Below are 26,912 nucleotides of genomic sequence, written 5' to 3'. Positions count from 1 at the left end.
GAGGTATAGTTTGTAGCGTATTAATTTATGGATGATACTAAAGGAAGAATTTCCATAATAAAACAAAGAGATTAGCTTGTGATAAATCAAATATACAAGAACTACGTTTATGTAAACATAAGATTAACATTAAGATGTTACACTCATACCAGAGTTAAGGATTAGCTCTAAAGCCTAACATTTATCAAAGTAAATATTAAGATGTTATATTGGTGATGAGAAATACAAATATAAGATAAATTATGGAAAATATTAAAGTGTAATTATATATTTACAGTACTTTACAATACTTAAGGAGGAATATCATGAAAAAACCAAAAAAACTTATAGTTATAGCAGCTATTACAATAACTCTAGCAGGATCGGGGGCATACATAGGGCTTAATAAAAATACAGAGGCAAAACAACAACAGCAAATGAATTTAACAATGAACACTATATCAGTAGAAAAAGGAAATATAAAATCAGTTGTATCAGCTGGAGGAAAAGTTTCATTAATTGATGCAGAAGGAAACAATCCAAATGCCATTAAAATAATTGTATCAGTGAATCAATATGATGTATCTCAGTTAGAAGTAAATCAAATAGTTGAGATAAATGCAAAGGCATTTCCAGATGAAACTATAAAAGGAACAATAACTGAAATATCTAACAAAGCAGAAGAGGGAGAGAGTCCGACATACAATGTAACTGTGGCAGTTTCTAACCTGATACTTGAAGTTGGAGAGAGTAAATACGAAGAAATAAGTGTAAGAAAAGGACCATCTAAAGAATATGGAAAAGTAGCTAAAATAGAAAAAGGAGATAAATTCAACATATTAGAAAGAAAAGGAAGCTGGATGAGAGTTAGATTAGAAGATAACACACAAGGGTGGATACAAAAACATGGAGTTAAGTTAGAAGGAATAGATAAAAAAGATGTAAAGGTAAAAATAGCTAGCAATGATACAAGTCTTAGAAAGAATAATGCATCTAATAGTAAGAGTCTTGGTAAATTATTACAAGGTGAAGAAGTAGCAATACTAGATAAAAAAGAGAATTGGTATAAAGTTGAAACTAGTGACAAAACTATTGGATGGATTTTAGAAAATAATTTAACTATACAAAGTCTTAAAGATGGTATGTCTGTAACAGGTACAATCATAATAAACGAAAAAAATGATGTAATAAAGATTCCTGTAATGGCGGTTCAAAAAGATGAAAAAGGATACTTTGTTACTCTTGCAAGTACAAGTGAAAAAAAATACATTGAAACAGGAATTACAGATTCAGAATATATAGAAGTTACAAAAGGACTTTCAGAAAATGAAAGTATAAGTATACAGTCATTTAAAGGCTCTGTTGAAAATTCAGGGGCAGAATTAAGTTCAACAATGGAAAAATCAATAGAATAGAAAGGTGATAATATATGAATGATTATGTAATACAAGCTAAGGACTTAGTGAAATCATATAGCATAGGCGATGAAAAAATAACTATATTAAAAAAGGTTTCATTAGATATTAAAAAAGGCGAATTTGTATCTATAATAGGTCCATCAGGTTCAGGTAAATCAACTTTTATGAATATTATTGGTTGTTTAGATTTAGCTGATAATGGTGAATACATACTGGACGGAAAAAGTATAACATCACTAAGTGAAGATGAGTTAAGTGCTGTAAGAAATAAGACAATAGGATTTATATTCCAAAGTTTTAACTTATTAAATAAATTATCAGCTTTAGAAAATATAGAACTTCCTCTTATATACCAAGGTAAAACGCCTAAAGAAAGAAGAGAAATAGCTATAGAATGTCTGAAAAAGGTTGGACTACAAGATAAATTAAATAATAGGCCGAATCAATTATCTGGAGGGCAACAACAAAGAGTAGCAATAGCAAGAGCTCTAGCTACAAATCCACAAATACTTCTAGCTGATGAGCCAACAGGAGCATTAGATAGTAAAACAAGTAAAGAAATACTTGAGATATTAGAAGGTCTAAACCAAGAAGGTAAAACTATAATTATGATAACTCATGACATGGATATAGCAAGAAATGCTAAAAGATTGATAAGAATTAAAGATGGTGAAATTTTTGAATAGGGGGTGGCGTATATGAATATTTTCCAAATAGTTAAGATGGCATTAGGAGAAATCAAAGCTAATAAACTACGCTCATTTCTTACTATATTAGGTATATCAATTGGTACAGCCAGTGTAATTCTATTCGTTACAATATCTATAGGTAGTAAACAAAGTATGTATAAAAGTTTTGAATCAAAGCCACTAGATTTAATAACTACAAGTGTATATGGAGATAAAAAAATAACTGAATTTGATATAAAAGTATTGAAAAGTAGTTCGAATGTAAAAGAAATATCTCCAGAAATAAGTGATTCAGCAACTGTGAGTTATGATAAAAAAGATAGTAAAAAAAGTATAGTTGGAACGGATGAAAACTATGCAAAACTAAACAACACTAAAATCAAGAGTGGTAGATTTATTATGCCAATTGACAATGATAAATCAACTAAAGTTATAGTATTAGGGAGTAAAGTTGCCAGTGAATTATTCCCCAAAGGAGATGCACTTGGAAAAACAATAAATATTAAGTCTATACCATACAAAGTTATAGGTGTATTAAGTAAGATTGATGAAGCTTATAATAGCCCAGAAGATGATACTATATATATGCCTTATAAAACAGCACAAATTGTTTTAGGAGTAAGTGATATATCTAAATTAAATGTACAATCTGCTTCAAATGATAGTGTTACAAATACAATGGATGAAATAAAAGCTCACTTTACTAAAAAAGGTATGGCACCAAACGATTCTTATGTATCAAGTAATAAAGAAATGATAGATTCAATGAAATCAATGGATGCCATTATGAACCTAATGGTAGGAGCAATAGCAAGTGTATCTTTATTCGTAGCAGGTATAGGTATAATGAACATGATGTTAGTATCTGTAAATGAGAGGACTAAAGAAATAGGTATAAGAAAAGCGTTAGGGTCTCCTAGAAACTTTATACTAGTACAGTTCTTAGTAGAATCTCTTACAATAAGCTTAATAGGTGGAATATTAGGTTCTTCAATAGGTATACTTGGATCATTTCCAATACTAGGAACAATGGAGGCTGAGCCTTATATAGCATGGAATGTAGTATTTGCTGCAGTTGGATTTGCAGTATTTATGGGAGTAGTGTTTGGAATATCTCCTGCAAATAAAGCATCTAAGTTACAACCAATAGTAGCACTTAAATCAGAATAAAATTACACATCAAATAATTTGTTAGATAATTAATATACTGTTTAGCAAATTTAATAAATATTAGTTTTATGAAAAAGGTAATAAAATAAAAAATATATAAAATAAAAGGAGAGAAAAAATGAAATTTAATAAGAAATTTACAGCAATAGTAATAGTATCAATGGTGGCTCTTAGCGTAATTGGATGTGAAGGTAAGAAGGAAATAAATAATACACCAAAAGAGACAGAGCAACAGAACAATTTACCAAAACTAGGCGAGGAACAAATAGAAAAAGGTCTTGAAGATGGAACAATAGGACGTGATCAATAAAAAATATATATGATTACATCAAATACTTTAGAATAATATGAAACATAAAAATAAACCTAGTGGTTAATAACAAGATACTGGGTTTATTTTTATTTTATATAATTAATATTTAATAAAATTCAGTGATATGCTTATCTTTAATATACAAAATGTGTATACTTATAAATAACTTAACATTACTTATTATATAATAAGTAGATGGATGTTTTATAATCCCAATTAATGAGCTTAAAACATATAAATATATCGTCAACTCGTTGCTAAAGCAACAGATACAGCCGTTATCTACATGAAATAGTGCGTCTACACATGGTTTAAGTGAAGCAAATTTTTTATTTATGAAGTGGCAAAAGATTAATATATAGTTATAAGTTATGAAATTTCTGCTTTATACGCTAATGAAATATAGGAATTAGTAAATAGTGGAATTATGTTTATAAAAAATAACTAAATTAAAGTATCCTAAGTAAATATGATGATAACCGAAAATGCTTATACCAATTGGATATGAGTATTTTGTGCTTTAATATAAAATAAGCAACTATATAAAAATCTATTAAGAATTAGAATATAGCTATTATAGATTTATTTTCTACAATTAACAATATAGCATGAGATATAAATCGAAGAGCCTAAACAATAAACTTATAAGGTAGAGGAATTAATAGTATGTTCAACTAAACTGAGAAAAAACAATATATTTTATTAGGATTGGTATTTTTAATATCGTTTATATTAATATCTGTAAGGATAGTAGTATTTAAAACATTTACACAGATTATGAATTTTTCGGATTTTTATTAATTTCAATAGAGTTTTTGGTAGTACTAAGTATAGATTACTTTATATTTATATTGATTCAAAAAAATATTAAATTAGACTCATAAATCTTTTTATTATTGATATAGATTCTAATTCAAATGAAAAAGTTAGTAGTTGAATTTATGAATAAGATAAATGACCTTTCTATGATAAAAATTATGATGAGAGTAACAAAAAAGATTATAGTCTATATATATAAATATAAAATACATTGAAAGAAAACGTTGACAAAATATATCTAATGTTTTATCATAATAATTGGAATTAGGTAGTAATTGTTTAAGTACAAGCTAAGCTTATTCATTAATAATAGCAGTATCCTAGGAAGGATTGTGCCCATTATTATGGATAAGCTTTTTTTATGCTCAAAAGGAGGATAATCATGATAATTAATAAGATATTAAATAATAATGTTGTAATTACATTAGATGGCAATGATGAAGAAATTATTGTCATGGGCAGAGGCATTGGATATCAAAAATCAAAAGGCGATTTAATAGATAAAACTAAAGTAAATAAAGTATTTAGAATATCAAATAAAGAAATATCAAATAAGTTGCAGGAATTACTTAATAATATTCCTATGGAGCACATGAAATTATCAAGTGAAATTATAGAGTATGCACAAATAAAGTTAAACAAGAAGTTAAATGAAAGTATTTATATATCATTAAGTGACCATACATATTCTGCAATTCAAAGAATGAAAGAAGGAATAAACGTAAAGAATGCAATACTTTGGGAAACTAAAAAGTTCTATAAAGAAGAGTTTGAAATTGGAATGAAAGCGCTAGATATTATTGAAAGCAGAACAGGTGTAAAATTACCTGAAGATGAAGCTGGATTTATAGCTTTTCATATAGTAAATGCTCAGTTAAGTGAAGGTCATACTTTGGCATCTGATATTACAAAGTTAATACAAGAAGTACTTAGTATAGTTAGATATCATTTTAGGATAGAATTTCATGAGGAATCAGTATTTTATTATAGATTTATAATGCATCTGAAATTTTTTGCACAGAGATTACTTTCAAATAGTGTACATGAAGGTGAGACAGATAAAGACTTATTAATTATTATTAGGTCTAAATATAATAAAGAGTTTGAATGTGTAGTTAAAATTAACAATTTTATTAAAAAACAATATAACTACATATTAACAGATGATGAACTTATATATTTAACAATACATTTAGCTAAAGTAGTTAAAGATTCAAATATGTAAGTTGATAATTTTTCAGCAGTATATAGGCAGTATATAGTAAGGGTTATTGAAAGGAGTGATACTAACAAAACTATACCTATGGTTGGATGGTAACATTGAGTTGGCCAAACCTTCAAATTTCAAAAAATTAATTTAAAAGAAATATGGAGGAAAAAATGGGAAAATACAAACAATTAGCACAAGACATAGTAAAAAATGTTGGTGGAAAAGAAAATATTAGTGGATTAGTACACTGTATTACAAGACTACGTTTTACATTAAAAGATGAAAGTATAGCAAATGACGATGTGTTGAAAAATATGGAAGGTATTGTTACTGTAATGAAAAGTGGAGGGCAATATCAAGTAGTTATAGGAAATCATGTTGAAGCTGTCTATAAAGATGTAGTTGAAATAATTGGCTTAGATGACTCAAGTGCAAATTCGGAAACGAAAAAGTCAGGTAGTATGTTGGATAAATGTATAGATATAATATCAGGAATTTTTCAGCCAGTACTAGGAATAATGGCAGCCTGTGGTATGTTAAAAGGATTTAATGCTTTATTTGTAGCAATGGGATTATATAGTAATGTGTCTGGTGGATATATGGTAATAAATGCAGCAGGAGATGCATTATTTACATTCCTTCCTTTATTTTTAGGATATACTTCAGCTAAAAAATTTGGTCTAAAACCAATGTTGGGATTAGCACTAGGAGCTGCAATGTGTTATCCTGCCATACAAGGTAGCAGTATATCGGCAGGTACAGATGCAATGTATACTTTATTTAAAGGAACAATGTTTGCATCACCAGTATATATTGATTTCTTTGGATTACCAATAATATCAATGGATTACACTGGAACAGTTGTACCAATTATATTTATAGTGTATTTTGCATCTAAGTGTGAAAAATTATTTAACAAGATTGTTCCAGACTTAGTTAAGTTTTTCTTTGTACCAATGCTTACATTATTGGTAGCAATACCTGTTGCACTTATAGTTATAGGTCCTATAGCAACATTTGGCTCTACACTTATTTCGCAAATTGTAATTTCGATAAGAGATTTTAGTCCACTATTAGCAGGTGCTATAGTAGGGTTCACTTGGCAAATTCTTGTTATTTTTGGTATGCACTGGGGATTCATTCCTGTATATATAAACAATGTTATGACTTTAGGATACGATAATGTTATGATGCCATTCTTTGCTTGTACATTTGCAAGTTCAGCAGTTGTATTAGCGATATTCTTTAAGACTAAAGATAAGAAATTAAAAGAGATGGCAATACCAAACTTTATATCTGGTATATTTGGAGTTACAGAACCAGCAATTTATGGAATATTATTACCTTTAAAGAAACCATTTATAATAAGTTGTATTGCTAGTGGTATTGGAGGAGCTTTCTATGGATTCTTTAATCTTAGAAAGTTTATAACTGGAGGGATGGGAATATTCGAACTTCCAGCAATGATTGAACCAGATGGGGGAATGGGTAACTTAATAGTAGCTCTTTCTGGTATAGCTATATCAATGGTTGTAGCTTTTGTATTAACTATGGTGTTATATAAAGACAAGAAAGAAGAAGCAAAAGATAAGGGAAAAGAGGAAATAAAAGAAGAAACAAAAGAAGTTAAGTCTACTAAATTAGAAAAAGAAATAGTAGTAAGCCCTATAAAAGGTGAAGTATTAAATTTAAGTGATATAGAGGATGCGGCATTTGCATCTGGTGTACTAGGTCAAGGTGTAGCAATAATACCTAGTGATGGAAAGGTAGTTGCGCCAGTAGATGGAGTGGTTACAACTTTATTCCCAAGTTTACATGCTATAGGAATTCTCTCAGATGAAGGTGTTGAAGTGCTTATTCATATTGGATTAAATACTATTCAGTTAGAAGGAAGAGGTTTTGAGGCATGTATAAAGCAAGGTGATAGGATTACAAAAGGTCAAACTATATTAAACTTTGATATTGATGTAATAAAGAAATCAGGATATAGTGTTGTAACTCCAGTTGTTATTACAAATTCATCACAATTTTTAGATGTGGTAGAAACAAAAAGTAAAAATGCTGAATTAGAAGATAATCTGATTACAGTTATATTTTAGGAAGAGATTAAAGTATTAATAAAAGACTAAAGCATTAGCATAAGTTAATGCTTTAGTTGTAATTTTAGGAGGCTTAACTATGAGTTTTAAAAAAGATTTTTTATGGGGAGGAGCTACTGCAGCTAATCAATGTGAAGGTGGATATAATGAAGATGAAAGAGGTCTAGCAAATGTAGATGTATGTCCAACAGGAAAAGATAGAACAGCAGTTATTACAGGAAAATTAAAAATGTTTGATTTTGATGATGAGCATTATTATCCAGCTCAAACTGGTATTGATATGTACCATAATTATAAAGAAGATATAAAGTTATTTGGTGAAATGGGATTTAAAGTATATAGAATGAGTATTGCATGGAGTAGAATATTCCCAAAAGGTGACGAAGAAACACCAAATGAAAAGGGGCTTCAGTTTTATGAAAATATATTTAAAGAATGTAAAAAATATGAAATAGAGCCACTAGTTACTATTACACATTTTGATTGTCCAATGCATTTGATTGAAAAGTATGGTGCATGGCGTAATCGTAAAATGATAGGCTTTTATGAGAAACTATGTAATGTTATCTTTAGAAGATATAAAGGATTAGTGAAGTATTGGTTAACTTTTAATGAAATAAATATGATTTTACATGCTCCATTTATGGGTGCTGGTATTTGTTTTGAGGAAGGAGAAGATGTTGAAAAGATAAAATATCAGGCTGCTCACCATGAACTTGTAGCTAGTGCAGTTGCAACTAAAATAGCACATGAAGTTGATGCAAATAACTTAGTTGGATGTATGTTTGCGGCTGGAAGTGTATATCCTTATAGTTGCAATCCTAATGATGTATGGGAAGCTACGAAGTTAGATAGAGAAAATTATTTCTTTGTAGACGTGCAATCTAGAGGAAAATATCCTAATTATGCATTAAAATATATGGAACAAAAGGGTATTACACCAGAAATGGAGATTGGTGATATTGAATTATTGAATAAATATACAGTAGATTTTATTTCATTCTCATATTACAACAGCCGTTGTGTTAGAACTGATGAAAACTCAGATGATGTAGCTGAAGGAAATATATTTACATCTGCTAAAAATCCATATCTTTCATACAGCCAATGGGGATGGCCAATTGACCCGCTAGGTCTAAGAATTACATTAAATCATGTATATGATAGATATGAAAAGCCATTATTTATTGTAGAAAATGGATTAGGTGCAAAAGATATAGCTGATGAAAATGGCTATGTAGAAGATGATTACAGAATTGATTATTTAAGAGAACATATAAAAGCTATGTACGATGCAGTTTCTATAGATGGTGTAGATTTATTAGGTTATACTACATGGGGGCCTATTGATTTAGTAAGTGCTGGTACAGGTGAAATGGAAAAGCGTTATGGATTTATATATGTAGACAGAGATAATATTGGTAATGGAAGTTTGAGAAGAACGAAAAAGAAAAGTTTTGAATGGTATAAGAAAGTAATTGCTTCAAATGGTGAAGATTTAGATTAGGGAAGAAGAATATAAAACTAATGATATGTATGATTTTTTCTATTTTACCTACCATCAAAATTTAAGATATTAATTAAAAAAGAAATAATAAAAAATAATATATAAAAATCCAAAAAGGGAGTTGAACTTAAAGTTTGATTAGAAAAAATCAATTTTGAGACAACTTCTTTTTAATGTTTTTGATACTAATATAGCATGCACTATGGTACGAGTATCTTTAAAATTAAATAGCTCACCAAACATAGTTTTATTTCTCAAATGATGACCATATACTATTACACTTTTACCATTTTAAAAATTATTTCTATAATCCATGAAGATACTACCTGTTGTAGAGTTTAAATGAATACTTATAAAACAATCGCAATTACTGGAGTCTCCTTTTGAGCTTATTGAGTATAGAGAATGGAATTTATCATCTAATGGAATAGTTCTTTTTAAAAGATTCTTTGCAATTAACCATGATATAGACTTCTAAAAATTATTTAGTGAAAAGGAACTCAGAATGTATAATAAAAGTTCCTTTTTCAAAAGGAAAACTATTGTCATTTTCGAACTTTTATTATCCTGATATTATTTAAATATAACAACAACAAAATAAATCACAAACAAATCAAAACTAAAATTTAAAATATCAGGAGGTACAATATGTTAATAAATATGAAGGAAATGTTAAAAGTAGCACAAGAAAATCAATTTGCAGTACCAGCATTTAATATAGGGAGTGGGCAAATACTTAAAGCAGTAGTACAGAGTGCTAATGAAAAAAATGCACCAGTAATACTTGCAATACACCCAAATGAGTTAAGTTTCCTAGAAGATAGCTTTGTAGCTAGTTGTATAGAAGAAGCACATAAGAGTAAGGTACCTATGGTAATACACTTAGACCATGGAGCAAATAAAAGTCAAATATTAAGAGCGATAAGATGTGGATTTACATCAGTAATGATTGATGGCTCACATTTACCATATGAAGAAAATGTAGCGATATCTAGAGAAATAGTGGAAATAGCAAAAGGATTAAATGTATCTGTAGAAGGAGAACTTGGGACAATAGGGACAACTGGAACATCAGGAGAAGGTGGTTCTGATGAAATAATATATACAAATCCACAATTAGCTAGGGATTTTGTTGAAAAAACAGGTGTAGACACATTAGCCATTGCAATTGGTACAGCACATGGTATATATCCAAAAGGGTTTAAACCAGAGCTTAAATTAGATTTATTAAAAGAAATAAAAGAAGTAGTAGATATACCTTTAGTTCTTCATGGAGGATCATCAAATCCAGATGAAGAAATATCACAAGCAGTTAAACTAGGAGTTTGTAAAGTAAATATTTCAAGTGATGTTAAATCAGCGTATTATAAGAAGTGCAGAGAAGTATTAGAACAAAATCCAAGTTTATATGAACCAGATGCTATATATCCACAATGTATAGAAGCTGCAAGGGAAGTTATAGAATTTAAAATGAATTTATTCAATGACATAGATAAATTAAAATGCTTTTCACCAAAAGAAGAATCAGTGATTGGATAACAAATTAAAGGGAGGGGCGAATTTATGGTAGACAAAATATTACGTAGTGATTGTATTGTATTAGATAAACAATTACAAACTAAAAAAGATGTAATTGACTATATGGCAAATCATTTGTATCATGGAAATTATATAAATGATAAAGAAAAGTTTATAATTGATATTAATAAACGTGAAAAAGAATCACCAACTAACATGGGAAATTTAATAGCTATCCCTCATGCTAAGTCAAGTACAGTAAAGCGACCTGTAATGATGTATTTAAGAACAGATAAGGACATCACGGATAATGATGGTCAAAAACTTAGGTCATTTTTTATGATAGCAGTTCCAGAGTCAGGTTTAGACGAGCATCTTAAGATTATATCTAAACTAGCTACATATTTAATGGATGAAAATCTTATTAAGAACCTACTAAGTGCAGAAACTCCATATGAAATATTAGATATATTTAATTATAAAGCTGTAGAATCAGGAGATTCAAGTAATAATCAAAATAAAGGTCTTATAGTTGGAATAACAGGATGTCCAACAGGGATAGCTCATACTTTTATGGCAAAAAAAGCGTTAGAAGAAGCAGGTCAAGAACTTGGGTATGAAGTTAAAATAGAAACACATGGAGCCATAGGTGTAGAAAATAAGTTAACTAAAGAAGATATAAAAAGAGCTGAATACGTAATAATAGCTTGTGATAGAGAAGTTCAAACAAGTAGATTTATAGGAAAGAAAGTATTACAAAAGAAAGTAGCAGATGCTAAGAATGTTTCATTAGCCAAAAATTTAATTATAAATGCTGAAAATGGAATGGCTAAAGAAATTAAGCCAGGTGGAAAAACTTTAGAAGATTCAAAAGAAATACTTCAAGGGTCAGAGAAAAAAGGTATTTATAAGCACTTAATGAATGGTGTATCTGAAATGATTCCATTTGTAGTAATAGGTGGGATTGGTATAGCTATAGCATTTATGTTTGGTATATTTGCATCAGACCCAACTCATGAAACATACAATCCTATAGCTGGATTCTTTGGACAACTTGGAGGCGATTCAGCATTTAAGTTATTCATACCAATACTTGCTGGTTTTATAGCTAAATCAATTGCAGGAAGACAAGGTTTTGCTCCTGCTATGATAGCTGGTTTTATGGCAGTTATTGGAGGTTCAGGATTCCTAGGAGGTATGGTAGCAGGATTTGCAACTGGATATATAGCTTTAGGAGTAATGAAGATAACAGAAAACTTACCAGATGTATTAAAAGGGGTAAATGCTGTACTGATATGTCCACTGCTGATTGCATTCACAAGTGGAGCTATAATGTTCTTCGTAGTTAATACACCAGCATCATGGTTAAATGAAGCTTTACAGTCCTGGTTACAAAGTATGTCTGGAACTAATAAAGTATTACTAGGTGCAATATTAGCAGGAATGATGGCATCAGATATGGGAGGACCTATTAATAAAACAGCTTCTGCATTTGGATTAGCTATGTTTTCTAGTAATGTATTTGAACCATCAGCAGCATTAATGGTGGGTGGAATGGTACCTCCATTAGCAATAGCATTAGCCATGTTAATATTTAAAAATAAGTTTACTAAAGAAGAAAGAAAGTCAGCACTACCAACTGCTATAATGGGAGCATCTTTTATAACGGAAGGAGCAATACCCTTTGCAGCTGCAGATCCGTTAAGAATGATTCCGGCAAACATAATTGGTTCTTGTATAGGTGGGGCAATATGTATGAGTTTAGATATAACCTTGATGGCACCACATGGAGGAATATTTGTAATACCATTTGCATGTAGTGCACCAGTTGCGTATATAGCTTGTATATTAGCTGGTACAGTAATAACAACTTTAATTATAGGAATAACAAAGCCTACTATAAAGAGTGGAAGTGGTGAAGTTGAAGTACTTGGTGCTTAAATTATAAATAAGAGTTAAAATAAGGATATTGGAAGTAGTTAGCAACCTCTCAATATCCTTATTTTTTATTTTAAAATTATATCCTATATTATATCGATTTTGTAAAGTGTATCATAAATTCTTTTATGATACAGAAGTATTTTAGTATTTTTACATAGTTATTAAATATGCTAAAATAGTAATTAATAGAAATATCAAAAAATGGGTAGGGGGCATAAGTATGCTTGCATCAAGGCAAATTGAATTTCTTAAATTGATATTAAATGAAAATGAATATAGACCTATAAAATACTTTAAAGATAAATTAAATGTATCAGATAAAACATTACAAAAAGATTTGAAGATGATTGAGATATACTTAGAAACTTTCGGTATAAAAATTGATATAAAAAGGGGTTGCGGAATATTAATAGAAGCATCAGCAAAGAAAGATATAGACCTAATTAATAGTTTAAATATACAACCAAAGGGAAATAAGTCTTTATCAGTAGAGCAAAGAAGAATGGAAATTTTAAAATATCTATTATTAAATTCAAATAATATAACTTCAATAAATCAGTTATCGGATAAATATTATGTAAGTAAAACTTCTATAGTAAATGATTTTAAATATATAGAGGAATGGATAAAAGAATATAATTTAAAACTTAATAAAACCTTAGAGGGAACTAAAATTATAGGTAAAGAAGTAGATATAAGGAAATCGATTGCTAAGATGGTAGATGATTTATTAGATGAAAATTATGAACAGCACGATATATCTGAGTTAACCAGATTAGATTCTGCTACATTTAGTGCATTGATAAATTTATTTGATATTGATTCTATCATATTTGTAGAAACTATAATTACAGAATTAGAAGATAATTTAGGATATGTTATAAGTCAGCCCTACTATATAAATTTAATTACACATATACTTATATGCTTAAAGAGAGTTGAAGAAGGTAATCAAATAGATTTTCAGGAAGAAAAGGAAGTCTCTATATGTAATTTGGATGAGTTAGTATATCAAAAGGTCACTACACTTATAGGTAAAATAGAAAATAGATACAGAGTAAAAATAACTAAAGATGAAATTAAATATATATATATATATTTAGTATCATCTGGATTTAGTAGCGAAAGCAATAAGCGTTGCAATGATGAATCAGATATATTAAGTGATAGTGAAAAAATATCATCTATAATGATAGAGAATATGTCACAGTTTTTAAATATAAATCTTAAAGATGATGAACTACTGCAAAAAAGTCTGACATCTCATGTAAGACACATGTTAAACAGATTAAGATATGATATCCAAATAAAAAACCCATTATTAGAAGAGATACAAGAGCGATTTTCTGAGGTATTGGGGTTATGCATGATGACTATAAATATTATGACAGAGCATTATAATCTGAAGAATATTAGTATAGATGAAGTTTCGTATATTGCTACATATTTTCAAGCAGCTATAGAAAGAAATATGAGTAGTAAAAGAGTAATAGTAGTTTGTAATACAGGATATGGAACATCTCAGCTTCTTGCTGCTAGATTAAAAAGAGAATTTCCTGAATGGACTATAGTTGATATAATTCCCATGCATCAGTTGAATAAGCGAAATTTGGATGATGTAGATTTTGTAATATCTACTGTAAATTTAGATTTGAAAGAGAAATCACATATAGTTGTATCAGTACTATTAATGGAAAGTGATATTAATAATATAAAAAATGCTTTACTTAATAAACCTAGAAAAAGTATGGACTTAGATACAAACTTATTAGGAGTATATTTAAAAGATAATATATATTTTAATTTTGATGTAAGCCAGATGAGAAGTTTAATAGGTATGAATTTAAGCAGTAAATATGAATCTATTGCATTAGGAAAAGATTTAAATATATATATATGCAATCAAAGTAAAGTAAATAAGGGAATAATGAATGTCAATAATATTAATAGAACGATTGACCTTTACTTAGAAACTAGTAATCATAGCTTTTTAAAACATATTCTGATTGAAGTATCAAATCTATATAGGCAAAAGAACTATATAAATTATATAATAGATTGCGAAAGAGAAGAGGATATTAAAATATTATTTGATAACAATGTACTGGAGAAAATAAATGGAAATTAGAGAAATATTAAGCGAGGAAAGTGTTATTTTAGACTTAAAATCAACTACAAAAGAAGGTATAATACAAGAATTAGTAGATAAATTATATGATAAAGGAAGTATAACTTCAAAAAGTAAGTTTATAAAGGCACTAAATCATAGAGAGAAAATGGGCTCTACAAGTATAGGTTATCAAATGGCTATGCCACATGGAAAAACAAAGTATGTAAAGAAAGCATCTGTGGTAATAGGTAAATCTAGAGAAGGTGTAGATTGGCCAAGTATAGATGGCTTGCCTGTAAAATTAGTAATTATGTTTGCTATGCCACAATCTGAAGGTAAAGAAGATATAATGTTAATATCTAAAATAGCTTATATTTTAGGTGGTAAAGATATAAGTGAAAGGCTTTTAAGTGCACATACCAAAAAAGAAATAGTAGGTGTATTTTATGAAGCATAGATATTGTATAAACTATAAATTTGAATTTATTTTGGAATGAAAAATGTGTTATCATCTTTACCGATTCTAAACATGTGCCAAATTATTGATATGAGTTATTAGGATTAAACAAAGGAAAGTTATTAGTTGATAATAATGTAGCAGGATTCATGGAGAGATTTGCTAAAAAGGAAGAGAGAGTTTATTTTATAGTAAGAGATAAAAAAGACGAGCTTAAATTTCAAGCTTGTCTTTTTTATTATACAAAACCTATAATACTTTAAAATCTATGAAAAACTTGTGTAATAGAGGTATTAAAAATTTAATGGTAATCAAATTCTTTACCAATGAATATAAAAAACATCTTCGTGTTATAATAGTTTAAACTAATGAACGAAAGGTAGATGAATGTATATGAAATATCAACATATAATTGAAGTTAATAAAGACCTTTGTATTGGATGTGGACTTTGTAAAAATGATTGTCCAGTAAATAATATAATTATAGAAAATAAAAAATCAGTAATTAAAAAGCAAGATTGTCTAATGTGTGGACACTGTGCAGCAATCTGTCCCAAAGAAGCTATTACACTTACAGGGTTTGATGAACCACCAATAGAACTTACAAATAAGCCAAACTTAGACTCAGATGAATTACTAATGGCAATTAAATCTAGAAGAAGTATCCGGAAATTTAAAGATAAAGAAGTTTCTTCAGAAATTGTAAAGCAAATTATTGAAGCAGGTAGATACACACCTAGTGCTAAAAATTCACAAGATGTATCATATATTGTTTTAGACAATAAAAAAGCAATATATGAAAAGGAAGCAGTGAGATTTTTTAGAAAAATAAAACCTATTGCAAATATTGCTGTTAAATATTCAAAGGAAGTTGAGGTTGATGATAACTTTTTCTTCAAGCATGCTCCTATTGCAATAATGATAGTAACAAAAGATAAGATTAGTGGTTCACTTGCAGCATCTAATATGGCACTAATGGCAGAATCTTATGGTCTGGGGGTTTTATTTAGTGGATATTTTTCAGATGTAGCAAATAATTCACCAAAGTTAAAAAAACTTTTAGGTCTAAAACACAGGAATCATGTACTTATGACACTAGTGATTGGATATCCAGATGTTAAATATAGACGTACTGCACAAAAAGAACCAGCAAGTGTTAGATACTTATAAGGTATGGAGGAGTTTATGGAAAAGGAATGTCAGCAAAGAATACAAGAAATAACATCTAAATTTAAAGAATGTCGTAAAGCTATTTCTGCTATGGGAGATGAAACTAGACAGTTGATTTTAATAACACTCCTAGAAAGTGACTTCAATGGTATACGAGTAGGAGAAATTACAGAAAAAACACATCTTTCTCGTCCTGCTGTATCTCATCATCTTAAAATATTGAAAGAAGCAGAAATTGTTAATGTACGTAGAGAAGGAACTAGAAATTATTATTATCTTGATTCAAAAAAATCACAATGGAAATCACTAACAGAGCTAATAAATCTTATATTTGTTGGAATACAACATATTGGTGAAGATGATGTAAGAAAAGGTGAGTAAAGTAAATTGATTTAGCAAAAAGGGGTTGTCGCATGAATAAATTAAATTTGTTCTGTGATAGCTCTTTTTTATGTATAAAAATATATACATGAATGTTAAGATTAGTTGATAGAATTTAAGTAATAAATCTAATACTATAAACATAGGAGGTATGAAAAATATGATTAATACGAATTTGAAAAGACTAAGAAAAATTCACCAGTACACACAAGAAGAATTAGCTGAAAAACTTAATGTTTCTAGACAATCAGTAGCAAAATGGGAAAATGGAGAATCTACTCCTGATATAGATAGTTGTATTAAACTTGCAAAATTGTATAATGTCAGATTAGATGATTTAGTTAATCATTCGGAAGAAAAATCAGGGATTATAGTACCACCTACAGGAAAATTTTTCTTTGGAGCTGTCGTAGTTGGTGAACGTGGTCAGATTGTTATTCCAAAAGAAGCAAGGGATGTATTTAATATAAACTCAGGGGACAAATTATTGATACTAGGAGATGAAGAAAGAGGATTAGGAATTGTTCATCAACGTGATTTGATAAATTTTATAGGTCATATGGGGGTAATAAGTAAAGAAGAGTAATTTAAAAAATTATAAAAGGATGGATAAAATATGGGCAAAATAGTATTTTTCAGTATTCCTGCATATGGTCACACCAATCCTACCGTTGAAGTAGTTCGTGAATTGGTAGATAGAAGGAATGAGGTATTGTACTATTCTTTTAATGAATTTAAAGATAAAATTGAAGGTGCTGGAGCAAAATTTATTTGTTGTGATAAATATCTTCCAGAATTACGTCCTGGAGATGAGAAAAAAATTGGTAAAGATTTTTCTGGGTTAATTGAGATGATAGTAGATACTACCATATCTTTAGATGAAAAAGTTTGTAGAGAACTTAAAGAATTTAATCCAGATTGTATTGTATCAGATTCACTAAGTTTTTGGGGAAAATTATTTGCACAAAAACTTAATATTCCATATATATGTTCTACAACAACTTTCGCGATTAATAAACATACAGCGAAGATGATGAAACAAAGCTTTATAGAAATTATATGTATGGTTTTTGGTATGAGACGTATTAATAAAAAAATCAAGCTTTTACGAAGAAAAGGATATGAGGTAAAAAACTTTATTTCTATAGTTTCTAATGATGATGATACGAATACTATTGTATATACATCAAAAGAATTTCAACCAATGGTAGAAACTTTTTCTAGTAAATATTCATTTGTAGGGCCATCAGTATCAAAGGTAATTATTGGACCCAAAGAGAGAAAGAAAAAGCTAATATATATTTCACTTGGTACAATTAATAATAAAAATATTAACTTTTATAAAAACTGTATAAATGCATTTGAAGATTATGAGGTTGATGTAATTATGTCTGTTGGTAGTGATACTGATATTAAAAGTTTAGGACATATACCAAATAATTTTGAAGTTAAAAATAGTGTCAAACAGACTACTGTACTTCAAGAAACTAATGTGTTTATTACTCATTGTGGGATGAATAGTGTTAATGAAAGTTTATATTATGGAGTACCTATGGTATTATTTCCACAACATTCGGAGCAGAGAATGGTAGCTAATAGAGTTACTTATTTGGGCGCAGGGCTCATGTTAAAAGAAAATAAATCAAAAGATATTAAAGATGCAGTATTTCAAGTTATGAATGATAATGAATACAAAGAAAATGCAACTAAACTATCAAAAAGTTTTTATAATGCAGGAGGTTCAAAAAAAGCAGCAGATGTGATATTACAGTTTATATGTGATAGTAGAGCAATTAAAATATAGTAAATTGGTTAAAATGGACAATACATACCACTTAATCAAAATACTGACAGTGGGGTCACTTAACCTACCAGTTGGGGCATATATATTGATACTAAATATGAGAGATGTTATATTTTAATAAAAAAATATAACATCTCTTTTTTAGTATATTATATCAAGTTTTTAACATTAGAACTGAAAAAAATTTAGATTGAAGTAGGGAGGATTAATATGAAAAAGTATAAAGTTATTTTAGGAGTATTAATTATAAGTATTATAAGTGTAACAGGGTTTGTTGTGTATAAAAACTACATTAAACCATGGAAGGAGGCTGAAATATATATTAACAAGTATATGGTAAAGCAAGATATTTCAAAAGATAATATAAAGAGTATTACAAGAGAAAAAGCAAAGAAAGCAAGCTACAAAGGAATACTATATAGAGTATATTACAAAGATGACCCTCAATATGAATATCAATATTTTTATAGTGATGATTATTATGCTCTATATGTAAATAAAGTAATGTTACAAATTTATGATATGGAAAATAATAATAAACTTTTAAAAAGCAATGAAGAATTAAAAGGTGTAAAGCATCCACCAATTTATCTTAAAGGCATGTTGGATAAATAGATCATGATAAAATAGGAGTATTTTTATTGAAAAATAGATACATAACATTATATTCAATCTTAAAAAAGTATATTGTATAAAAAGTAATATATAGTAGGAATCTTCTAGAATAACTTCTGAATGATAATCATTTAAGTATAAAGTACATGGTGATATAAGAAGATTAAGAATAATTATAAAACTATAAACTTGTAATTTATTGTCAGAATATATTGACAAAAGTAAAGTTTGAAATTATAATTTATATCAAGAATAGTTTGACAAAATAAAAACTAGTGACCTTATTTTAGTAAATTTATTTTTTTTTACTAATTTAAGAATAATTTAGGACTACTATAGACATATAGTTTATCATTTATTTAATATGACAAATAATTGTTATTGCTAGGAATACGATTTCTAAAGTCGCTAGATATAGTCTAACTTAAAGAGGGGAGGCATTAGCAAATACAAGTTTGCACCTAAAGAAGACTTAAAAGAAATAGTTAAAATAAGGTATCTCTTAACAATATTAATGGATATGTTATTAATTTATATTAGGTATTTTAGGAATAATTTGAGACGTATAAAATATCATCAAAAAATATCAAATTGTGCTATATGTAGTTGAGAATAACTACAGAATACACACTTTATAATTATTGTTTTATTGATAAAAATTATTATATTTAGGAGGAAACAACAATGGAAAATTTTTGGAATCCGCTTACTTGCTTTACTGTATGTGTAATGATTTATGCTTTTAGTGAGTTTTTATCTAAGAAAACAAAAGGTGCAATTTCAACATTGCTATTTGTATGTATTATATTTTTATTAGGCTTTTGGACAAATATTCTTCCAAAAGACGTTACAGGAGCATCAGGGATATTAGCTGCAATGAGTAACTTTGGTATAGCATTGTTAATAACCAACTTGGGAACGCTTATAAACCTTGAGGATTTATGCCATGAATGGAAAACAGTTGTAATTGCATTAGTAGGTATTGTAGGCATAGCGGTTGGTTGTTTCACAGTTGGTAGTATGTTATTTGGTAGAGAGTATGCTTTAATAGCAGCACCTCCAATAGCAGGTTCTACTGTTGCTGGTATTATTGTAACAACGGTTGCAGAAGCAGCAAATAGACCTGAACTTGCAGCATTTGTAATCCTAGTATTGTCATTTCAAAAATTCTTTGGTATTCCTATAACAACATATTGCATAAATAAAGAATTAAAATTTAAAAGAGATAGGGGAGATTTCTTAAAGGATGTATCAAAGAGTAATTTTAAGCTTCCAAGTATGAGAATTTTTAAAGAAGAATCAAATAAGAAATCCTCCAATCTAGTATATCTTGCAAAACTTTCATTTGTTGCTATGATTGGGAACTTTGTAGGATTAGCTACTCTAATACCAGGATTTACTCCAGCAAATTATTATTTAAATCCAAATATAGCATGCTTGTTAGTAGGTTTAATTTTTACACGAATAGGATTTTTAGAAAAGGGAATTTTAGATAAATCTCAATCTAATGGAATTATAATGTTTGGATGTATGTTAATGTTACCTGGAGGACTTGCTAAGGTAACTCCAACAGCATTATTTGCAATGATTGTTCCAACTATAGGAATTCTAGTTGTAGGAGCTGTATTCATAATACTATTTACTGCAATTGTAGGAAAGTTATTAGGATACTCTCCAAGAATGTCAGCAGCAATTGGTGTAACTTGTATGCTTGCTTATCCAGCAACACAGATAATTTCTAATGAAGGTATTGATGCTATGGAAGGAACTGTAGAAGAGAAGCAAAGGGCAACAGATTATTTATTACCAAAAATGATTATAGGGGGATTTGTTACTGTAACTATTGCTTCAGTGGCATTTGCTAGTATAATAGGTCCACTTATATTTGGTTAATGTAAAATAGATTTATGGGAGGTAAAGTTAATGATAGGAAATATTTCTATAAATGAGATAGATGAAAAAAGACTCAAACTTGATGATTTAAGTAAGAAAATATGGAAAAATCCAGAGAAAGCATTTAAAGAATTCAAAGCATGTGAAAATACAGCAAATTTTCTAAGAAGTGAAGGATTTGATGTAGAAATAGGAGTAGGAGGCTTAACTACAGCTATTAAGGCTAGTTTTGGCTCAGGAAAACCAGTTATAGGTTTTATGGGAGAGTTTGATGCGCTACCTGGTTTAAACCAAAAAGTTTCAACAAAGCAAGAAGCATTTGAATTGGGAGGTTATGGTCATGGATGTGGACATAACTTATTATGTACTGCACATGTAGGAGCAGTAGTAGGACTTAAAAGAGAAATGATAGAAAACCATTTAAGTGGAACTATAGTATTTTATGCATGTCCAGGAGAAGAACAATTAACAGGTAAAGGGTTTATGGCTAGAGGTGGTGCATTTAAAGGATTAGACTTAGCTATAAATTTCCATCCAAATAAAATTAGTGAAGCTACAGTTGGCATATCAACAGCTGTTAACTCTGTAAAATTTCATTTTAAAGGAAAAACTGCACATGCTGGTTCAGACCCTCAAAATGGAAGAAGTGCTTTAGATGCTGTGGAACTTACTAATGTAGGAGCTAATTATTTGAGAGAACATGTTACTTCTGATGTAAGAATTCATTATACCATTACAGATGGAGGAGTAGCACCTAACATAGTTCCTGATAAAGCATCAGTATGGTATTATACAAGAGCTTTAAGTAGGGAAGCTGTAGAAAATACATATGAAAGACTTATAAAAGTAGCAAAAGGAGCTGCAATGATGACTGAGACTGAGGTTGAAGTAGAGTTTTTAGGAGGATGTTATAATACTCTAAATAATCATGTCTTAGCAAATCTTGTGTCAGAATGTATGGATAATATTAAACAAGAGCCTTGGACTCAAGATGAATTGGATTTTGCAGCTGAATTAGATAGACAAAGCCCACAACAATATAAGGCTATGATAAATAAATATAATTTACCAGAAGGAACTCATCTATATTATGGTGGAGGAAATGTTACGAACTTTAATAGCTATGGTTCTACTGATATTGGAGATGTAATGCATATAGTTCCTACAGCCTACTTTTTTACAGGATGTACAAACCTAGGGGCACCTGGGCATAGTTGGCAGTTTACATCTTGTGCAGGAAGTTCTATTGGAGAAAAAGGTATGATATATGCGGCAAAAATTATGGCTATGTTTGGAGCTAAGATACTGAATAATCCAGAAATAGCTAAAAAGGCAAAAGAAGAATTCGATAAATCTATGAATGGAAAAACATATAAGTGTCCTATTCCAGATGATATTCCAACTCCTTAAATGAGATATAAAGTTTAAAATATAAGAGTACAATTTTTATGCCAGCATTTTTTCATTATCAAAAGAACACGAAATTTTACTGTTTATTTGCTCATTGCGAAGTGAAATGGCTAGAAAATAATTTTAATAGGGAATAACATAAATTATTAATAAATATCACAAAAGGTATATCTTAAAAAACAAATATGGGATATACCTTTTAGAAAATCATATAACTTTATTTACTATTCAATGATAAAATATTTTTATGTACTCTAGATTTTAATGTTTGTTTTCTGATATAAATAATTTGTATACCCTCTCAGGTCTACCTTTTGTTGAGTTTTGTTTTTCGTATAATATAGTAGCATTTCCAGACTTTAGTAGACTACTTAAAAATCTATTGGCAGTTCTTACTGTTACATTTAAACAAGAAGATAATTCCTTAGGAGTAACTTCATCTCTTTGAAGAATTTCAGTAACAGATATAATCTTTTGAATAGTAAGAGTAGACAATTTGGAATTTTTAGCAATTGTATTTATGTGTGGAGTTACTTTATTTGAAACAGTAAGTAATTTATCACATAGTAAAGGCCCTATTGTCTCATAACTTTCATTAACTAAGAAACTGTAGTTTAAAGGATTTATTTTAGATTCCTTATTAGCATTTATAGCATTAGACATAGCTTGTTTTATATTATTACCAATTCCATACCCAACACATACTTTAAGGTTTATACTATTTTCAATAGATTCTTTTATATAACATGTAGTGAAATTTTTAGTTAATGATTTAATGGTCTCACATTTAGTAAAAATCTTAAAAGAGCTACTATCTTTTTCAATTATAAAATCAGTTAATTTATCTTTTTTTAGATTGTTTAATATTTTATAAATTTGGTCTATAGTATAATCATAATGGTTCATATCTTTAACTGTTATATATATTACACCAGGTTGGTTTACCTTCATTCTATGCAGATGAATGTCCTTTATTAATTCATTAAAAGTACTTTTCAATAAATTTATGTCAGGATATATGAAGTGAAAATTTACTCCTGCATCTTGTAACATAGGAACAATACTACTAAAACGAGTAGTAGAAAAATCAATTTTCCCTTCATTCCATAACTTAATATGTTTTTTTTCAATATTTTTTTCAAGCTCTGCTATATCAGATAAACTCATCTTAGAGGCATTTTCATTAATACTACACATTAAATCTCCAAATGTACCATTTGATAAATAATATGATATGTCTTTTGGATTATCTGCCCAGTCCATTAGGTCAAAGTATGCTCTAGAAAAATCTAATGTATTGTATTTAAAAATAAGTTTTAGAAACATATCGTAATAACTTTGTAAATCAGTACCAAAATCAACTAAAGGTTTTTTTATAGTACCAACTTTTTTTGTAATAGCTTCCTTAGGTATAGGTCCACTGACTGCGAATCCATCAAACTTATCTTCGATTTCTAGATATAAATCTCCAACATGAGAAAAATCTTTATAAATATATATTTCAATTTCTGCATTAATATTTAATTTTTTTATAGAATTAGCTACAAATTCTTTTAAAAATTCAGTTGTTATGATTGCTATTTTCATAGATTACTTCCTTTTCAATTATTATAGTTATTTATATAACTTTTACTTTTTCTATTCATGGCAAAACTATATTTCTTTGTACTATTATATATAATAATATCATGCTCAAATATTTATTGTCTAACTAATTATAATCTATACAAGATGAAGGATAAATTACAAGTACTTTCTGAATCAATGATGATTCCTATTATATTACTTGTTCTAGCAGGGATATTTATAGAATTAGGGTTAGCTTTTGCAAATATGGAAAATGTTTCTGATTTAAGGCTTGTGGATTAATACATGAAGACTTATTTATAAATATATTCATTAAAGTAATAAATGATTTAGGATTTATTGTAATGAGATACTTACCAATATTCTTTATAGTTACTTATGTAATATTCACATGTGCAATTAAGAAGTTTGATATAAAGACACCAGGAAGAAGCTCAGAAGAAGTTAAGCTTTACAGTAAGAAAGAGTATAGATAAAGACAAGATGTAGATAATTTTAAAGCAGTAAATAATTGTGCAGTAGAAGATACAGTAGAAGACAAAGATACAGAACTTGTACATTCTATAATAGAAGGTTTAGCAGGAAGTGACAATATAAAAAGTATTACGAACTGTGCAACTAGGTCTAGAGTAGAGCTAAACCCAATAGATGGATTCTATGAGGATGGTTTTTGGGTAAATGAGCTAGGTGCAAGTGGAGTTGTTAGGAAGAAAAATTCAGTTCAAGTTATATTTGGGCCAAGAGTTATTACAATAGCATCTAAAATTAAAGTTGTGTTAGGTGTAGATTGATGAGTATAAAGCCATGTAAATTAGATTAGTTTGCATGGCTTTTTTAGTTGCAAGAGTATTATAGTTATTTTGAATCTATGGAAAACTTGTGCATAATAGCCACATCTACTAAATAAACTTATGATTTCAAAATAGAAAGGTTAAATTAAAAAATAATGAAGTGTAATACAATTAAACATGGTAAAACATAATGAAACATAACTAAAAATACAGAAAAATATAAAAAAATATAGCTAAATATAATAAAACATAATATAATTACTTTGAAGGGGGTGACAAAATGTGGGAGTTTTATAATAATTTAATAGATAAAATACCAGAAAACATAAGAGTAAAAGATTTTATTATAGGCTCAGAGTTTGCTATGGTAATAACAGATTATGGAGCAGGTATTAGTCATTTATTATCTGATAAAAGATTTCCTTTTGAAAACGATATAAAAATAAATATGTCTTTAAAAGATTTATGCAAGTCAATTAAATCTTGGAATTTTATAGAAGCTAGTTTAGGATTAGCAGCAATAAATTCTTATTATAATCAGAATATTTGCAATAAAACATTAAGCCTAGAGAAAATTAATCATCATTTCATTTCCATGATTGATGATTCATCAAAAAAAATAGCAGTAGTAGAGGGAAATCTTCAAAATAAAAATAAAATTAAATTTAGATATGATGTAGATTTTTTCAATAGAAAAATAGTAGAAGAGGATTACAACATATCAGCATATGGATATTTAGTAGAAAACTATGATAGTACATATTTAGGTGGAGACTTAATTATTAATAAACATTTAATAAAAATAGCAAATGATTCACTTAATAAAGAAAGCATAATTTGTGATATATCGACACCTATATCTTCAGATTTCAAAAAATTAGGCATAAAAAATATAGGTGGATTTGTTGTAGATGATATAGATAAATGTTTTAATTTAGTAAAAATAAGTGCACCTTATGAGGATATTGAAAAGACAGGTAACATAATGAAAATAGTAGAGACAAAAGGGGATTAAATAAGTGAATAAGAGTGCAAAAAGTAATAAGTTAATTATGTTTTGTTTAGTTATAATATTGATTACATTGATATTAGTATCATTAGCACTTGGAAAATATCCAGTAGAACCACATCAAGTATTTGGAATTTTAGTTTCGAAAATATGTAATATAGATAAGTTTTGGACAGATAGCATGGAAACTATATTTTTAAATGTTAGATTACCAAGAATAGTACTTGCATGTTTAGTAGGTGGGGCATTGGCAGCTGCAGGAGCATCATATCAATATATTTTTTTAAATCCTATGGCATCACCAGATATACTAGGGGCATCATCAGGAGCAGCATTTGGAGCTGCTTTAGCATTATTTCTTTATAAAAGTGGTAGAGAGGTTACAGTTAGTGCATTCATCTTTAGTTTAATTACTGTAATTTTAGTCTATTTGATAAGTGAAAGAACAAAGGGAAGTAAAGTGTTAGGCTTAATTTTATCTGGTATTATGGTAAGTTCATTATTTTCTTCAGGTACATCTTTTATAAAACTTGTAGCAGACCCTAATGACCAGTTACCTGCAATTACATATTGGTTAATGGGAAGTTTATCAGGAGCTAAAATATCTGACATAAAATTTGCAATTATTCCTATGTTAATAGGTATAGTACCTCTAATACTTATTAGCTGGCAAATAAACATATTGACTGTAGGAGAAGATGAGGCAAGAACGATGGGGATAAATACAAAGCGTATAAGATTTATTACTATTATATGTGCTACACTTTTAACTTCTGCAAGTGTTGCTGTAAGTGGAATGATAGGTTGGGTTGGTCTTGTAATACCACATTTATCTAGAAGATTAGTTGGAAATAATTTTGTTTATTTATTGCCAACATCAGCTATGTTTGGAGCATCGTTTTTGTTGTTAGTTGATAATGTATCTAGAAATTTATGGACTAGTGAGATACCTATAGGTATATTAACATCGTTTATTGGTGTACCATTTTTCATATATCTGATTACGAAAAGAGGGGATTAAT

Annotated in this window: 24 protein-coding genes and 1 pseudogene; 24 read left to right on the top strand and 1 reads right to left on the bottom strand. The window is 28.6% G+C overall.

From position 1 onward, the window contains the following. Window positions 1-305: 305 nt before the first annotated feature. The 19 genes and pseudogenes from IC175_RS05590 (at window position 306) to IC175_RS05505 (ending at window position 22,503) form a co-directional block, all read left to right on the top strand. Window positions 306-1,394 carry an SH3 domain-containing protein gene (locus IC175_RS05590; protein WP_227851247.1) on the top strand — a complete coding sequence of 363 codons (1,089 nt, stop codon included), beginning with the start codon at window positions 306-308 and terminating at the stop codon, window positions 1,392-1,394. Window positions 1,395-1,408: 14 nt separating this feature from the next. Further along, entirely contained in the window at window positions 1,409-2,083 is a 675-nt protein-coding gene (locus IC175_RS05585) for an ABC transporter ATP-binding protein (protein ID WP_227835600.1), read from the top strand. 12 nt (window positions 2,084-2,095) lie between these two features. Continuing rightward, the gene (locus tag IC175_RS05580; RefSeq protein ID WP_227835601.1) at window positions 2,096-3,256 is read left to right on the top strand and encodes an ABC transporter permease; all 1,161 of its coding nucleotides are present in this window, start codon (window positions 2,096-2,098) and stop codon (window positions 3,254-3,256) included. Window positions 3,257-3,374: 118 nt separating this feature from the next. Further along, window positions 3,375-3,566, top strand: a complete 192-nt coding sequence (locus IC175_RS05575) for a hypothetical protein (protein WP_227433819.1) — start codon at window positions 3,375-3,377, stop codon at window positions 3,564-3,566. Window positions 3,567-4,770: 1,204 nt separating this feature from the next. Beyond that, window positions 4,771-5,613, top strand: a complete 843-nt coding sequence (licT, locus tag IC175_RS05570) for a BglG family transcription antiterminator LicT (RefSeq protein ID WP_227433820.1) — start codon at window positions 4,771-4,773, stop codon at window positions 5,611-5,613. A gap of 155 nt (window positions 5,614-5,768) precedes the next feature. Next, entirely contained in the window at window positions 5,769-7,697 is a 1,929-nt protein-coding gene (locus tag IC175_RS05565; RefSeq protein WP_227835603.1) for a beta-glucoside-specific PTS transporter subunit IIABC, read from the top strand. Window positions 7,698-7,776: 79 nt separating this feature from the next. After that, window positions 7,777-9,204, top strand: a complete 1,428-nt coding sequence (locus IC175_RS05560) for a 6-phospho-beta-glucosidase (RefSeq protein WP_227433822.1) — start codon at window positions 7,777-7,779, stop codon at window positions 9,202-9,204. A 648-nt stretch (window positions 9,205-9,852) separates the two neighbouring features. Next, window positions 9,853-10,743 carry a ketose-bisphosphate aldolase gene (locus IC175_RS05555; protein WP_227851246.1) on the top strand — a complete coding sequence of 297 codons (891 nt, stop codon included), beginning with the start codon at window positions 9,853-9,855 and terminating at the stop codon, window positions 10,741-10,743. Between the two features lie 24 nt (window positions 10,744-10,767). Then, window positions 10,768-12,663 (top strand): fructose-specific PTS transporter subunit EIIC, encoded by a 1,896-nt coding sequence (locus IC175_RS05550; protein WP_227824413.1) that lies wholly within the window; start codon window positions 10,768-10,770, stop codon window positions 12,661-12,663. Between the two features lie 220 nt (window positions 12,664-12,883). Beyond that, complete coding sequence (locus tag IC175_RS05545; RefSeq protein WP_227433825.1) at window positions 12,884-14,791, top strand: BglG family transcription antiterminator; 1,908 nt, start codon at window positions 12,884-12,886, stop codon at window positions 14,789-14,791. Beyond that, window positions 14,781-15,230, top strand: coding sequence for a PTS sugar transporter subunit IIA (locus IC175_RS05540; protein ID WP_227835142.1), 450 nt, complete (start codon window positions 14,781-14,783; stop codon window positions 15,228-15,230). Before IC175_RS05545 ends, IC175_RS05540 begins: the two co-directional genes overlap by 11 nt. A gap of 393 nt (window positions 15,231-15,623) precedes the next feature. Further along, window positions 15,624-16,400 carry a nitroreductase family protein gene (locus IC175_RS05535; RefSeq protein WP_227433827.1) on the top strand — a complete coding sequence of 259 codons (777 nt, stop codon included), beginning with the start codon at window positions 15,624-15,626 and terminating at the stop codon, window positions 16,398-16,400. A gap of 15 nt (window positions 16,401-16,415) precedes the next feature. After that, a complete protein-coding gene (locus tag IC175_RS05530; RefSeq protein ID WP_227433828.1) occupies window positions 16,416-16,781 on the top strand; it encodes an ArsR/SmtB family transcription factor in 366 nt (121 codons plus the stop codon). Window positions 16,782-16,932: 151 nt separating this feature from the next. Next, a pseudogene (locus tag IC175_RS19605) lies at window positions 16,933-17,124 on the top strand (helix-turn-helix transcriptional regulator); the annotation flags it as partial. Between the two features lie 27 nt (window positions 17,125-17,151). After that, on the top strand, window positions 17,152-17,367 hold the full coding sequence (locus IC175_RS19600) for an AbrB/MazE/SpoVT family DNA-binding domain-containing protein (RefSeq protein ID WP_413926638.1): 216 nt from the start codon (window positions 17,152-17,154) through the stop codon (window positions 17,365-17,367). A gap of 30 nt (window positions 17,368-17,397) precedes the next feature. Further along, window positions 17,398-18,585 carry a macrolide family glycosyltransferase gene (locus IC175_RS05520; protein ID WP_227851245.1) on the top strand — a complete coding sequence of 396 codons (1,188 nt, stop codon included), beginning with the start codon at window positions 17,398-17,400 and terminating at the stop codon, window positions 18,583-18,585. A gap of 210 nt (window positions 18,586-18,795) precedes the next feature. After that, window positions 18,796-19,200, top strand: coding sequence for a DUF3139 domain-containing protein (locus IC175_RS05515; RefSeq protein WP_227433831.1), 405 nt, complete (start codon window positions 18,796-18,798; stop codon window positions 19,198-19,200). Window positions 19,201-19,884: 684 nt separating this feature from the next. Further along, window positions 19,885-21,093: a hypothetical protein gene (locus IC175_RS05510; RefSeq protein WP_227433832.1), complete on the top strand. Its 1,209-nt coding sequence runs from the start codon at window positions 19,885-19,887 to the stop codon at window positions 21,091-21,093. 30 nt (window positions 21,094-21,123) lie between these two features. Next, complete coding sequence (locus tag IC175_RS05505) at window positions 21,124-22,503, top strand: M20 family metallopeptidase (protein WP_227433833.1); 1,380 nt, start codon at window positions 21,124-21,126, stop codon at window positions 22,501-22,503. A 261-nt stretch (window positions 22,504-22,764) separates the two neighbouring features. On the opposite strand, the gene IC175_RS05500 is transcribed toward IC175_RS05505, so the two are convergent. After that, window positions 22,765-24,090, bottom strand: coding sequence for a hypothetical protein (locus tag IC175_RS05500; protein ID WP_227830955.1), 1,326 nt, complete (start codon window positions 24,088-24,090; stop codon window positions 22,765-22,767). A 144-nt stretch (window positions 24,091-24,234) separates the two neighbouring features. Here IC175_RS05500 and IC175_RS05495 point away from each other — a divergent pair, with 144 nt between their 5' ends. The 5 genes from IC175_RS05495 (at window position 24,235) to IC175_RS05480 (ending at window position 26,911) form a co-directional block, all read left to right on the top strand. Beyond that, window positions 24,235-24,372: a hypothetical protein gene (locus tag IC175_RS05495; RefSeq protein WP_227481944.1), complete on the top strand. Its 138-nt coding sequence runs from the start codon at window positions 24,235-24,237 to the stop codon at window positions 24,370-24,372. 62 nt (window positions 24,373-24,434) lie between these two features. Further along, entirely contained in the window at window positions 24,435-24,566 is a 132-nt protein-coding gene (locus IC175_RS19395) for a hypothetical protein (protein WP_255613126.1), read from the top strand. 87 nt (window positions 24,567-24,653) lie between these two features. Further along, window positions 24,654-24,881 carry a PTS transporter subunit EIIB gene (locus IC175_RS19595; RefSeq protein ID WP_227824610.1) on the top strand — a complete coding sequence of 76 codons (228 nt, stop codon included), beginning with the start codon at window positions 24,654-24,656 and terminating at the stop codon, window positions 24,879-24,881. A gap of 280 nt (window positions 24,882-25,161) precedes the next feature. After that, on the top strand, window positions 25,162-25,896 hold the full coding sequence (locus IC175_RS05485; protein WP_227481945.1) for an enolase N-terminal-like fold-containing protein: 735 nt from the start codon (window positions 25,162-25,164) through the stop codon (window positions 25,894-25,896). 4 nt (window positions 25,897-25,900) lie between these two features. Next, complete coding sequence (locus IC175_RS05480; RefSeq protein ID WP_413926936.1) at window positions 25,901-26,911, top strand: FecCD family ABC transporter permease; 1,011 nt, start codon at window positions 25,901-25,903, stop codon at window positions 26,909-26,911. Window position 26,912: the final 1 nt, after the last annotated feature.

The sequence above is a fragment of the Clostridioides sp. ES-S-0123-01 genome (assembly GCF_020658415.1).
GTDB lineage: Bacteria > Bacillota > Clostridia > Peptostreptococcales > Peptostreptococcaceae > Clostridioides.
Note: the sequence above shows the minus strand (reverse complement) of the source record. Positions and strands in the feature narration are given on the sequence as shown.

Excerpts from the sequence above, each read along its gene's own strand:
- IC175_RS05590 (WP_227851247.1), top strand. The coding sequence starts at position 306 with ATGAAAAAACCAAAAAAACTTATAGTTATAGCAGCTATTACAATAACT.
- IC175_RS05585 (WP_227835600.1), top strand. The coding sequence starts at position 1,409 with ATGAATGATTATGTAATACAAGCTAAGGACTTAGTGAAATCATATAGC.
- IC175_RS05580 (WP_227835601.1), top strand. The coding sequence starts at position 2,096 with ATGAATATTTTCCAAATAGTTAAGATGGCATTAGGAGAAATCAAAGCT.
- IC175_RS05575 (WP_227433819.1), top strand. The coding sequence starts at position 3,375 with ATGAAATTTAATAAGAAATTTACAGCAATAGTAATAGTATCAATGGTG.
- licT (WP_227433820.1), top strand. The coding sequence starts at position 4,771 with ATGATAATTAATAAGATATTAAATAATAATGTTGTAATTACATTAGAT.
- IC175_RS05565 (WP_227835603.1), top strand. The coding sequence starts at position 5,769 with ATGGGAAAATACAAACAATTAGCACAAGACATAGTAAAAAATGTTGGT.
- IC175_RS05560 (WP_227433822.1), top strand. The coding sequence starts at position 7,777 with ATGAGTTTTAAAAAAGATTTTTTATGGGGAGGAGCTACTGCAGCTAAT.
- IC175_RS05555 (WP_227851246.1), top strand. The coding sequence starts at position 9,853 with ATGTTAATAAATATGAAGGAAATGTTAAAAGTAGCACAAGAAAATCAA.
- IC175_RS05550 (WP_227824413.1), top strand. The coding sequence starts at position 10,768 with ATGGTAGACAAAATATTACGTAGTGATTGTATTGTATTAGATAAACAA.
- IC175_RS05545 (WP_227433825.1), top strand. The coding sequence starts at position 12,884 with ATGCTTGCATCAAGGCAAATTGAATTTCTTAAATTGATATTAAATGAA.
- IC175_RS05540 (WP_227835142.1), top strand. The coding sequence starts at position 14,781 with ATGGAAATTAGAGAAATATTAAGCGAGGAAAGTGTTATTTTAGACTTA.
- IC175_RS05535 (WP_227433827.1), top strand. The coding sequence starts at position 15,624 with ATGAAATATCAACATATAATTGAAGTTAATAAAGACCTTTGTATTGGA.
- IC175_RS05530 (WP_227433828.1), top strand. The coding sequence starts at position 16,416 with ATGGAAAAGGAATGTCAGCAAAGAATACAAGAAATAACATCTAAATTT.
- IC175_RS05520 (WP_227851245.1), top strand. The coding sequence starts at position 17,398 with ATGGGCAAAATAGTATTTTTCAGTATTCCTGCATATGGTCACACCAAT.
- IC175_RS05515 (WP_227433831.1), top strand. The coding sequence starts at position 18,796 with ATGAAAAAGTATAAAGTTATTTTAGGAGTATTAATTATAAGTATTATA.
- IC175_RS05510 (WP_227433832.1), top strand. The coding sequence starts at position 19,885 with ATGGAAAATTTTTGGAATCCGCTTACTTGCTTTACTGTATGTGTAATG.
- IC175_RS05505 (WP_227433833.1), top strand. The coding sequence starts at position 21,124 with ATGATAGGAAATATTTCTATAAATGAGATAGATGAAAAAAGACTCAAA.
- IC175_RS05500 (WP_227830955.1), bottom strand. The coding sequence starts at position 24,090 with ATGAAAATAGCAATCATAACAACTGAATTTTTAAAAGAATTTGTAGCT.
- IC175_RS05495 (WP_227481944.1), top strand. The coding sequence starts at position 24,235 with ATGAAGGATAAATTACAAGTACTTTCTGAATCAATGATGATTCCTATT.
- IC175_RS19395 (WP_255613126.1), top strand. The coding sequence starts at position 24,435 with ATGAGATACTTACCAATATTCTTTATAGTTACTTATGTAATATTCACA.
- IC175_RS05485 (WP_227481945.1), top strand. The coding sequence starts at position 25,162 with ATGTGGGAGTTTTATAATAATTTAATAGATAAAATACCAGAAAACATA.